Raw genomic sequence first — 10632 nt, 5'->3', positions numbered from 1 at the left:
TTTTCCCAAGACCTCGGACACGAGTTTGCACTAGTAGGGGCAATTCAAGGTCTGTCTGCCTGCCGAAAACTACGAGGTTGCTTGAACTTATCCCTTAGTAGCTTTTTTGGCCTGCTAGCTGAACTCTTGTCTGCCTTTGACCTAGCGAGTGGCCTAGAGTGGTCAGCATTTGCAGATAGACTACATCAGTCCAGTCTAGGCAGAGTTAGGCTTCTAGACTACCTCCTTCACAGTCATGACAAAGCGTTTTACACCGATCTAGCAGAACAATTGGTGGAAACTGCACCCCACGCGATCTACCCTACCTCTAGCTACCGGGAAAGCCATGGTCATGTCGTCAGCACAGCCGATGACCAAGTTATTGAAGCAGTGATGAGTTCTACGACCTTCACATCCATCAGGATTTTGGAGAATGTTCTAGACCCCCAGCAACCGCTGCTTCGGGATATTTATGTTCCGCTTGGTCGCTGCGTCTGTATGGTGGATCAAAACGTCGATCGCTACTACAGTGAGCAAATTGAGCATTATTTCCACCACCACCGCATCCACCTAGAAAAGTTAGTCTATCGCGCTATGGAAGTGGATAAAGGAATTAGCACCGTGGAGCGAATGCTAGGTGATTTTAAGCGTCTTGGAGTTTCCCGCAACGAGCCAGTGTTAATTATCGGGGGTGGTGTACTCTCCGATACCGGTGGCTTGGCCTGTGCTCTGTATCATCGCAATACTCCCTACGTCATGCTATCTACCTCGATCGTAGCTGGTATTGATGCTGGCCCCTCACCGCGCACCTGCTGTGACGGATTTGGGTACAAGAACTTGTTTGGCGCTTATCACGCACCAGTGCTAGCGATTACCGATCGTACCTTCTTCAAAACCCTACGAGAAGGATGGTTACGCCATGGAATTGCTGAAATTATCAAGATGGCAGTGGTCAAAAATGCTGCCCTGTTCAGTGACCTAGAACAAGCTGGAGAGCGACTCATCACCACACGCTTTGGCACCATAGACTGTGAACCAAGCGATGATATTAGTGTGCGCTCACAGAAAATCCTGGGAGCTGCCATGCGCAGCTATGTAGAAGCAGAGTACGACAATCTGTATGAAACTCACCAATGCCGTCCCCATGCCTATGGACACACTTGGTCGCCTGGGTTTGAAATTGCGGCTGGCCTCTTGCACGGTCATGCAGTTGCCATCGGCATGGGCTTTGGTGCCTATCTGAGCTATCGCAACCATTGGATCAATCTAGAAGATTTCCATCGCATCCTACGGCTAATCAGCACCTTTGGGCTAAGTCTATGGCATGACGTTCTCCTGGATGAGGCGATTCTCTGGTCAGCCCAGGAAAAAATTATTCAAAAGCGAGGCGGCAACCTAGTTGCACCCCTACCCAAGGGCGGCATTGGCAGGTGTGGCTACCTCAACCAATTAACACGCGATGAACTCCGTGAGTCTATTGCTACTTACCAAGCCATCTGCATCCAATACCCGCGTATGGGGATAGGTATTGAGCCGCTGTGTCGTGATGTTGGCCTAGAAGATCCGTCAACAGTGGCTCACCATATTCCCTTTACAATTGGCAACCCCTACGTAGAAGAATCCGTAGAGGTTTTCTCTGGCATGTAGAAGCCCGCACGATCCGTAGCTATACTGAATCAATGTTATGCAATATGATTTGTTTGACATTGTAGTTCCACTCTACCGAGTACGGTGGAATACAAGAGCTGTACTTGAGGGTATTACGAGTCACTACCAGCCTCGATCGCTACACATCATTACTCCCAGTGATGAGGCCCGATCGCTAGCAGCCCTAATTCCGCACTGGCAAGTTGCCCCTGTCACCATTCATCCAGAAGAAACTTTCTTTTGCGCTCGATGGGGGCTAACCAAGGATGACATTAGTGCTGAACTGGACTTAGGAGAATCTCTTTATACACCAGGTTGGTTCTATCAGCAGCTCCTGAAGCTAGGTGCCCCTGAAGGCATCAACAACTTAAGCACATGGTACGTCGTTTGGGATAGTGACTTGTTGCCTGTAGAGACGTGGCCCTTGGTTTGTGAGCAAGAGCAATCCATCCGACGCACCTTTGCTCTGTTGCAACACAACCAATGGGGAAACGCTCAAATTGTTGCTACTTGGGCTAAATGGATCCGGTCAGTACTGGCTGTGGAGCCTTTGACTGATGAGGTAGGTACATTTATTCCTCATCATATGTGGTTCAATCAGGGGCATCTAGACTCCTTCAAAGACCAAATTGGGCGCTATTTTCAATCAAGCGACTGCTGGTTACTGCTGATGATGCGATCGGCCAATGAGTTTGGTACCTTTAGCGAGTATTGGGCCTATATATCCTGGGTAGCAGCCCAGGCTCCTATGGATGTGGCGTTTCACCCTTACCATTGCTATGGAGCCACTACGGAGCGCTTCTTTGATGATGGCACCGGCCTGTTCTTTACAGCCTTGCAACAGTACTACTCATCACAATCACCAGCCGCTCAGTTAACTGACTATCCATCCTACGGTGATGTCTATGCTTTCATTCGTGCCACCTATGAGCCGAATGCCCTGCCGTCGTCGTTATCCTTTGAAAGCAGCCCACGACATCTGAAGAAAGACAAAAAGACTATGCATATTGAAGAGTTACGATCTCGATGGAATCCACGTCGGGTAGACGACTTTGCTATTGGCCAACCATAGCTGATTACAGAGTGCTGTTCGTGTAGTTCCAACTTGCTGAATGCCCTGCTAGCTCACGCAATTACCCCTATGGTCATGTCATTAGGTAAGCTGAAAAGACTAGTTGATTCTATCGCTTTGGATATCAAGTATAGGTTGATTATCCAACACCGTTTGAGGCAACTACCAATCTTGCAGGAAATTGATCGCCTACGAGCAAGTCCACGCTACCAAGATCCCAAATGCTTAATCCCCTTTGGAGCTAAAGTTTACTCTCAAAGTGATGAAGACGGAATTATTAGAGAAATTTTTAGACGAATTGGTACTACCAATAAATTATTTGTTGAATTTGGAGTTGGGAATGGGCTAGAAAATAATACGCTAGCCTTGCTGTTCGATGGCTGGAAAGGTTTATGGATTGATGCTGCACCGCGATCGATAGCTACCATTCGACAACAATTTGCCAACCTCTTAGACGCTGGCATTCTCAAGGTTGTGCAATCCTTGATTACAGTCGATAATATCAACACCTTAATTGCGGATAACATTGCCCACCCTGAGGTGGATTTATTGTCTGTAGATATTGACGGCAACGATTTTCACGTGCTGAATGCTATCACCTGCATCAGCCCTAGGGTGATTGTGGTTGAATATAATGCAAAATTTTCGCCCCCACTTCTATTTTGCATGGAATATGACGCTACCCACACCTGGCAAAGAGATGATTGCTTTGGTGCATCACTAAAATTTCTGGAAGTGCATTTGGCCAAAAAGGGCTATCGGCTAGTCGGGTGCAATTTATCTGGGGTTAATGCCTTCTTTGTGAGACAAGATCTTGTGGCAGACAAATTTCTAGAGCCATTCACAGCGGAACAGCATTATGAACCTCCGCGATACTATCTTTCAGGCTACTTCGCTGGGCATCCCCCTGCCTACAAGACCCTAGTGAAGTCCCTCGCCATGCAGTCTGCTTGACAACCCAAACTTCCTAGCCTCGAATGACACCAGCCCGACAGTCTCGCAGCCAAGTTCTGATGGCTCGTGCGATCGCACCGTCGCTACTATCCCGTGGTGGAGTAGGGGGAGTGTTGGGTGTAGGGGAAGCAGTACGAGTAAACATAAATACTAACCGCCAACCACCCGCAGAGCGAGTTAAGAACAGCCAATGATATTGCTGCAAATCGAAGGCCCGATCGCCAGCGTATTGCCGTTCTAGGGTGGAAATAAAAACCTGAGTTGGATCAGCATCTCGACTAGGTGGTGACTCCCCAGGCTTTAAGGGCAGGGGTTCAAACTCTGGCCTCCCAGCAACAATCATATGGCTAGCAGGGTTGAGGGCACTGCGTAGCGGCACTGAACTGCGCGTTTGCCGATTGGCATAGCTCGGTAAATCTCGAATTAGTAACGCCACCAGAGTTTCTACATCGGTTGGGCAGGTATGTTGCGTTACCCGCTGCAACGTGACCCATAGCTTTGGATATAGCATGGGTTCAGCTATGGCTACGTTCCAAATTCCTAGCCAGCCCATCAGAGCTGTCCCCATTCCCCACAACCGCAGCATACCCTGAGTGTTAGTTACTATCATCGGGTTATCATCACATAGGTATGGGCCTCAAGACGCACTAGGGCAGTTTTCACAGCTTGATAGGCAACTGGTTCTGTAGTCGCCTCTAGGGTAATAGGATCAAGGGGACACAGCTTACACCAACGCTCCACCAAAGCAGCGATCGGCTGGGGAGAGTCCCATAGTGGCAGCAAACAGGCAGCGGTATCACTGTCTACTCTCACTGGTTCACCCGCTGGTATCGCCAAAAACTGGGTAAACTCTACGGAATTTCGATGGGTGACCAACTCTGCCACCTGAGCTTGTATGGCTGGTGTGGCTAGTTGGGGATGAAGATGGACGATCGCCCGTTGCCAGTCGGCATCTGTCCAGCTTGCTGGTGAAACATAACCCGGATCCAGCGATTGAGGGTGACCACACCAAAAATCAATTAACCGATTCCGGGGTTGCAGTAACTCGAATATGTGTAACTGCTCTTCGGCGCTAGCTGTAGGCAGATGTGATAGTGCCTGGGGTAAGGCTGTGGGATCCTTAAATAAACTCATGAGATTCCACCGATGCCAATACACCATGCGAATAAAGTCAAGATCAGCATCCCGGAGTAGCTTAAACGTGTCACGGATTGTAAAGCCCTTATCGCCTTGGAGCAGGCAGTTAGGCCGCAATAAATCTGGCTCTGCTTCGTAGTCTTTACCCCAAGCATGGGCCTTGAGAAAAACATTGTCGTTGATAGCAGCCATCACGTCTAAGGCATGAGCTAGTTCAGCCTCTGTGATTGCCCCGTCCATTAGCCCCAGCGATCGAAAGAACTCTTGAAATTGGAAAACAAACACCCGCTGCCGAGCACTATGAAGATTGGCCCGGATAATGCCATTAGGCTTCAGTACTGACTGCATTGCTCTTAATCCTGCTAGGGGATCAGGCAACAGATATAGCACTTCATCAGCATTGATATAGTCAAACTGCATTCCCAAGCTGGGTAGCTCTTCAATAGAGACGGCATGGAACTGAGCAGTTGTAATCCCGTGGTAACGCAACCGTTGGGTAGCCAAGTCGATCGACGCTGGAGACAAATCCACACCCACCACCATTGCCCCTGGGTTTGCTAGTGCCAACGTCAGGCTAGTAAATCCACTCCCACAGCCAGCATCCAGAATCATCATGCCATCTGGATTAACTACTTGCCCGTATCTCAGGTAGTAAGGAGTAACAACACTATGAAGATATAGCCAGTTGAGATCCTCAAGCGGAGACTCATCCAATGGAATATGTGGATAAGGGGCGGCATCAAATTGCCGACGCATCTTTTCCAAGACAGCAGCATCTTGAGAAGGCCCCACATTCATCAATGGGTCAGCAACTGAAGCCGGATCAGTAAAGGGTTGAGTCATGGATAGTACCAAAGCATCAGTTCCAGGAGGAAGTTCTAGATAGTTGGGGATCGGCGGCAAACGCTAACCACAATGGAAACTGCAATAATGCCAGGCTGATTTTATCTTCGGACTCGTCAATGACAATCAGGGGCATTTCATCGTCTCGCAACAACCGATCGGCCTTATTAATCAGTGGTTCCGCTGACTCAAATAGCACCACCCCTTGGTCAGGGCCAAAATCGCTACGAGAGATACCCAAACAATCCTGAAGACCGCGCCGCCATTCACCTAGGCGCTCTGGGCTATCTGCCAACACCAGCGTCCGCAGATAGTCACCATAAAAGCGATACAAAACTGAAATAATGGCCGATGTCACCAAGATATTTTGCAATCGACTGCCCATTGTCTTCAGTGCGCCTCGACCACCCTGCTCAAAGAACCACTTAGACACTCGATCGGCATGGACTGGCTCAAAGGTACGACGCAACTGCCAAGGGGGGCCATAGTAATCTGGCGATGTGCGGTAGCGATCTAACAAATTTTGAATCTTCTTAGCCTTATCTTGAAAAGCTTCATCGGTAAATTTAGGCTTTGGTGGCGACTGACGACTCTGAGCGGCTGGTGATGCTGGGGTCGCTTCCACTGGTTCTGGTGCTTTGGGCACTAGCTGTAACTGTTCTGCGGCGGTCACTAAATCTTGGAGGCTACCTGTTAGGTATTCCTTAAACCCCTGCACCCGCATAGCTAGCTCCTGCGACGCACCCGCAAAGGTTGTCCGCATTTCATTACGGATCCGCTCTTGACGACGCTCTAATTGCTCAATTTCAGCCTGAAGAGCCTGTTTACGCTGTTGCAAGTCTTCTAAGCAATGTTGTGCAAACTGTTCTAGCTGCGCCTGCAATCCTGCGGTCTGTTGGCTTAATAGGCGATCGCGAGTAATCCGTAACGCTTGAATCTCTTGTTGGAGTTGCTGTCGCTCAGCTTTGAGTTCAGCGAGTTGTTGCTGCTCATCGGCTAGGCTAAGCTCATCAACGTCATGCTCAAACTCAGCCTCTATTTCCTCTGGAATCTCATAGGAGCCTTCCTCAGCAGGAGTTTGGGTCACTTCAGGGTGAGAAGTAGCTTGTAAATCATTGTCATGCATGAATGGAGCCTAGTAAAGTCTAGTTACAAAATTTATCTATCAACTCTAATCAACGTGAGGGCAATAGTACTCTAGACAAACTTGAAGCTGCTTGGGATCAAACAAAATTGGCAGAAAATGAATGCTCTTAACTTCTCGGAAATAAAAGAGGATCGGTACTGAAGGCCAAAAAATTCGCCAGTTTACCCACTCACTGTAGGGAAAACGCCGAATCAGGGTATTGCCACGATAAATATCCAAGTCGCTACTGGTAAAGCATAGCCGTAAGGTGACCGCTTGAACCATCAAAAACAACCCAAACAGAGAAATCATCAAGGATAACCACAGTTGCACCACTACCATTGGTATGGCAACAACTATTAAGGCCAGCGGTAACCAATAGCTAGGTGCTAGCTGAGTTACAGATGAAGGTATCGTTGTTGATGAGGAAGATGTCACAGTCACAGGTTTACAGGTGCTAATGTGGAAGTGATGCTAGTCAGAGCCTATTAGTAGCCACTGCTGACTCTATTTTACAAGGACTCTGGCTAAATAGCTGGCTGCTATCTGCCTAGTCTGGGAACCTGCTTAGCAAATCCGTGTCTTTGTAGGAAGAGACCAAGGTCAACAGCCACTCTTTTCTGCCGGAGATGCGCCTTCCGGAGCTTCGCGCCTGTAGTTTCTGGCAACCATTTGTCCACAGGAAATGGATAACTAATTTCCACCGACTCAGGACATACCGGAAGTTAGTATGATGATTATGGTTGTAGTGGCTATCTTCATAATTAATTCTAAAAACTCGTTTACATGGGTTGTTAAACTGATTAGGGTTAGGTAACTTAATTGCTTGGTTGAAGGTTAAGTTCGATCATCCAGCTTAACGGTTAGTTAAATTGATTCGCTGCAAGCTGGCTTGGCCTAGCTAGTTGCTCAGGGTAGCTCCTGGTAATGGCGATGAATTTTCATGTCCCTATTATTCGTATCCTGCTAAGACTCTAGAGGCAACGCAAATGGTTGAGATGAAAGTCGCTGGGATTGCTTTGGATGCAGCTACGCGCCATCCGATTGTCCTCCTGCGAGATGCGTCTGATCGCCGTGCCCTACCGATTTACATTGCTCAAGATCAGGCACACGCTATTATCCGTGCCCTGGAGAATCAACCCCCACCTCGTCCACTTACCCATGATTTGATGGCGAACTTTCTTGAAGTCTGGGGTATTACTCTAGAGCGGGTTGTTATTCACTCGTTACAAGACAGCACCTTTTATGCTGTGCTAACGATGCGCCAAGGAGACACGAAGAAGGAAATAGATGCACGACCGAGTGACGCGATCGCTATAGCCCTGCGTACCGATTCACCCATCTGGGTTATGGAAGAGGTGATTGCTGAGGCCTCAATTCCAGTTGACCAAGACGCTGATGAGGCAGAACGTCAAGCCTTTCGAGCATTTCTCTCAAACCTCCGCCCTGAAGATTTTGCTCAACATGGCGGAGAGTCTGACAGTGACGAGGCTAACCTTGATGTAGATACGGGTAACTAGCAGTAGTGACCAGTTGATGCTAGCTATAGATTGTTAATGCAGTACCGGCGCTTTGGCAAGACTGATCTTTTCCTATCAGTGTTTTCTCTGGGTACGATGCGCTGTGTAACTTCAGCAGAGGCCACTAGGGCAACTGTTGAGGCTGCGATCGCTGCTGGCGTTAATCATATAGAAACAGCTAGTAGCTATGGAGATAGCGAGTGCTATGTGGGATCAGCTCTCAAATCTTTGGGCATTCCTCGTCAGCAGGTTTACATCACGACAAAAATTCCTCCTCCAACTCAGGCTGCTACGGTTAGCCAGCAGATCGATCGCAGCTTGAGTCGGCTACAACTAGATTATGTAGACTGCTTAGCAATTCACGGCATCAATACCTGGCAACATCTGGCTCAGGTTGAGGGTTGCTTGTCAACTCTACAGCAAGCCCTTGCTAGCGGTGTCATTCGTCATCTAGGTTTTTCAACCCACGCTTCGCTGGATCTAATTTTGACCACGATCGCAACTGGTTGGTTTGAGTTTGTCAACTTGCATTACTACTACTTCTTCCAGCGCCATGAACCGGCTGTTCAGCAAGCAGCAAGGATGGACATGGGTGTCTTTATTATTTCGCCTGCGGACAAAGGGGGTCTTCTGCATCAACCTTCTACAACTCTACGCCAGCTTTGTGCACCATGGTCACCGCTAGCCTTGACCTATCGGTTTCTATTAAGCGACCCTCGTATCACTACATTGAGTGTAGGTGCAGCCACTCCCGCAGAGCTAGATGAGCCGCTAGCCTTGGCAGACAATACCCTACCGCTCACAGAAGCAGAGCAGGATAGCCTTAAACGCCTGCAAAACCAGCAAACCCAGAAGTTATTAACTGAAGAATGTAGCCAATGCTATGCCTGCTTACCTTGTCCAGAGGGTATTCACATTCCTGAAGTACTGCGGCTACGTAACTTGTCGATCGCCTATGATATGACGGCCTATGCTCAATACCGCTATAGCATGTTTGAAAATGCTGGACACTGGTTTCCAGGAAATCGAGGCGATCGTTGTACAGCCTGTGGTGATTGCCTTCCTCGCTGCCCAGAGTCTCTCAATATTCCGGCATTGCTACAGGATGCTCACCAGCGGCTACACGGCAAGCCAGGACGAAGACTATGGGAGTAGACGCACCATCGCTTGGCAGGGTAACAGCACTTGACTACCACTGGTAACACTGATTTACAGAATGCCCAACCAGTCAAAGATTTGATTTAACTGGTCTAACGTTACTAAACCATATTGCCACAAGGTCAGGGGCAACAGGCTTGGATCCTGCTCTCCTTGGCGCTTCGCAAAGGCGATCGCTGCATCTGGCACCGCTAATTCAGTCTGTAAAAAGTCAATCAATCGTTCCTTTGTAACCCCACTCATGGAAATAACCTCTGTGCCTATGACAAATGTAAACTAAATGCAACAAACTTGTTAAATATTGTAACGAGTTCTAATAATTATGAACGTCCAATTATTCTATGAGTTCGTATGCAGGACAGACTGGGAAACCCTTAATCATTTACAAAAATTTATGTAAATCATGATCTGAGCTACTCAGTCATGGTATCTTCAATGATTGTCAGTGAATTTCCGCAATCAAACATCAGCGGAAATTCTTACCTCTGGTGGCTCTGGAGCCATACCCTTCGTAGATTTACGACAGCATTGCGTTGATTGACTAAAAGCACCTAAGAGGTATGCTGTCGTAGTAGTACTGGTTAACTGCTGTTACCTATCAGTGGATATTTTCAAAATTGAATCTATGACTCATCACACGATTGCTCACACGCAAATTCCTGTGCCTTCAATGCATCCCATGGTGCAACTGCAACGTCATGTGCGTTCTCTGGTAGAGGCCAAGGTGCTGAAGCCCACAGACAGCCTTTGGAAAATTGCCTTTCTCTACGGAGATGATTGGCCCTATTGGAAGCATGAACTGCAAGCCTACGATTTCGCTATGCAAGATCCCGTATCTCTGCTGCTTGAAGTAGAGGCATGGGACGATGAGTAGCTGGCTTAAGGCGATCGCGCAGCTTAGCAGAACTACTTACTCGAAGCATGGTGATCTGAAAAACGGCTCTCTGGGATTTGACTTGTAACTCGGTTTGTTCGCATGGCCTCTCGCCCAAGCATGACCATGCCAGCTACTCCTAGGCTGACAAACCATACATAGGCATACCAACTGTAGTGTCCAAGGGTGGGATGCAGCGTACCCATATAAATCAACAGAAGCAGAATCATCAAGGCGCTCATCCCTACAAAGGTCAAACCCACAAATATTCTTGCAGGACGCAGTGCCAAGTCATCAATACGTTTCAGGTCGATCTCAGCTA

At 48.2% G+C, this 10632-nt stretch carries 12 protein-coding genes; 6 read left to right on the top strand and 6 right to left on the bottom strand.

From position 1 onward, the window contains the following. From NZ772_06655 to NZ772_06645, 3 genes are all read left to right on the top strand, one after another. On the top strand, positions 1 to 1626 hold a 1626-nt coding region (locus NZ772_06655), incomplete at its 5' end, for a sedoheptulose 7-phosphate cyclase (GenBank protein ID MCS6813236.1). Positions 1627 to 1663: 37 nt separating this feature from the next. Continuing rightward, complete coding sequence (locus tag NZ772_06650) at positions 1664 to 2698, top strand: DUF6492 family protein (GenBank protein MCS6813235.1); 1035 nt, start codon at positions 1664 to 1666, stop codon at positions 2696 to 2698. A 117-nt stretch (positions 2699 to 2815) separates the two neighbouring features. Continuing rightward, on the top strand, positions 2816 to 3652 hold the full coding sequence (locus NZ772_06645) for an FkbM family methyltransferase (GenBank protein ID MCS6813234.1): 837 nt from the start codon (positions 2816 to 2818) through the stop codon (positions 3650 to 3652). Between the two features lie 13 nt (positions 3653 to 3665). Here the strand turns inward: NZ772_06645 and NZ772_06640 are convergent, their stop codons facing one another. Genes NZ772_06640 through NZ772_06625 form a run of 4 tightly spaced genes read right to left on the bottom strand, consistent with a single transcriptional unit; the run spans position 3666 to position 7196 of the window. Further along, positions 3666 to 4262, bottom strand: coding sequence for a hypothetical protein (locus NZ772_06640; GenBank protein MCS6813233.1), 597 nt, complete (start codon positions 4260 to 4262; stop codon positions 3666 to 3668). Beyond that, positions 4259 to 5632 carry a methyltransferase domain-containing protein gene (locus NZ772_06635; GenBank protein MCS6813232.1) on the bottom strand — a complete coding sequence of 458 codons (1374 nt, stop codon included), beginning with the start codon at positions 5630 to 5632 and terminating at the stop codon, positions 4259 to 4261. The genes NZ772_06640 and NZ772_06635 overlap by 4 nt, the downstream gene beginning before the upstream one ends. 16 nt (positions 5633 to 5648) lie before the next feature. After that, a complete protein-coding gene (locus NZ772_06630) occupies positions 5649 to 6758 on the bottom strand; it encodes a DUF3086 domain-containing protein (GenBank protein ID MCS6813231.1) in 1110 nt (369 codons plus the stop codon). A 45-nt stretch (positions 6759 to 6803) separates the two neighbouring features. Next, positions 6804 to 7196, bottom strand: coding sequence for a DUF3119 family protein (locus NZ772_06625; GenBank protein ID MCS6813230.1), 393 nt, complete (start codon positions 7194 to 7196; stop codon positions 6804 to 6806). A gap of 551 nt (positions 7197 to 7747) precedes the next feature. On the opposite strand from NZ772_06625, the gene NZ772_06620 reads away from it, so the two are divergent. Next, the gene (locus NZ772_06620) at positions 7748 to 8278 is read left to right on the top strand and encodes a bifunctional nuclease family protein (GenBank protein ID MCS6813229.1); all 531 of its coding nucleotides are present in this window, start codon (positions 7748 to 7750) and stop codon (positions 8276 to 8278) included. 36 nt (positions 8279 to 8314) lie between these two features. After that, positions 8315 to 9433, top strand: coding sequence for an aldo/keto reductase (locus NZ772_06615; protein MCS6813228.1), 1119 nt, complete (start codon positions 8315 to 8317; stop codon positions 9431 to 9433). Between the two features lie 54 nt (positions 9434 to 9487). Here NZ772_06615 and NZ772_06610 read toward each other — a convergent pair whose 3' ends face one another. After that, complete coding sequence (locus tag NZ772_06610; protein ID MCS6813227.1) at positions 9488 to 9679, bottom strand: DUF2949 domain-containing protein; 192 nt, start codon at positions 9677 to 9679, stop codon at positions 9488 to 9490. A gap of 382 nt (positions 9680 to 10061) precedes the next feature. Between NZ772_06610 and NZ772_06605 the strand changes: the two genes are divergently transcribed. Next, the gene (locus NZ772_06605; GenBank protein ID MCS6813226.1) at positions 10062 to 10310 is read left to right on the top strand and encodes a DUF4327 family protein; all 249 of its coding nucleotides are present in this window, start codon (positions 10062 to 10064) and stop codon (positions 10308 to 10310) included. Between the two features lie 32 nt (positions 10311 to 10342). Here NZ772_06605 and NZ772_06600 read toward each other — a convergent pair. Further along, positions 10343 to 10632 (bottom strand): hypothetical protein (locus tag NZ772_06600; protein MCS6813225.1); only part of this gene is annotated, 290 nt, incomplete at its 5' end.

Source organism: Cyanobacteriota bacterium (assembly GCA_025054735.1).
In the GTDB taxonomy this organism is placed as follows: domain Bacteria; phylum Cyanobacteriota; class Cyanobacteriia; order SKYG9; family SKYG9; genus SKYG9.
Note: the sequence above shows the minus strand (reverse complement) of the source record. Positions and strands in the feature narration are given on the sequence as shown.

What these genes read in the sequence shown, in the direction of transcription:
- NZ772_06620 (MCS6813229.1), top strand. Translation starts at nt 7,748, where the DNA reads ATGGTTGAGATGAAAGTCGCTGGGATTGCTTTGGATGCAGCTACGCGC.
- NZ772_06615 (MCS6813228.1), top strand. Translation starts at nt 8,315, where the DNA reads ATGCAGTACCGGCGCTTTGGCAAGACTGATCTTTTCCTATCAGTGTTT.
- NZ772_06630 (MCS6813231.1), bottom strand. Translation starts at nt 6,758, where the DNA reads ATGCATGACAATGATTTACAAGCTACTTCTCACCCTGAAGTGACCCAA.
- NZ772_06650 (MCS6813235.1), top strand. Translation starts at nt 1,664, where the DNA reads ATGCAATATGATTTGTTTGACATTGTAGTTCCACTCTACCGAGTACGG.
- NZ772_06635 (MCS6813232.1), bottom strand. Translation starts at nt 5,632, where the DNA reads ATGACTCAACCCTTTACTGATCCGGCTTCAGTTGCTGACCCATTGATG.
- NZ772_06640 (MCS6813233.1), bottom strand. Translation starts at nt 4,262, where the DNA reads ATGATAGTAACTAACACTCAGGGTATGCTGCGGTTGTGGGGAATGGGG.
- NZ772_06610 (MCS6813227.1), bottom strand. Translation starts at nt 9,679, where the DNA reads ATGAGTGGGGTTACAAAGGAACGATTGATTGACTTTTTACAGACTGAA.
- NZ772_06605 (MCS6813226.1), top strand. Translation starts at nt 10,062, where the DNA reads ATGACTCATCACACGATTGCTCACACGCAAATTCCTGTGCCTTCAATG.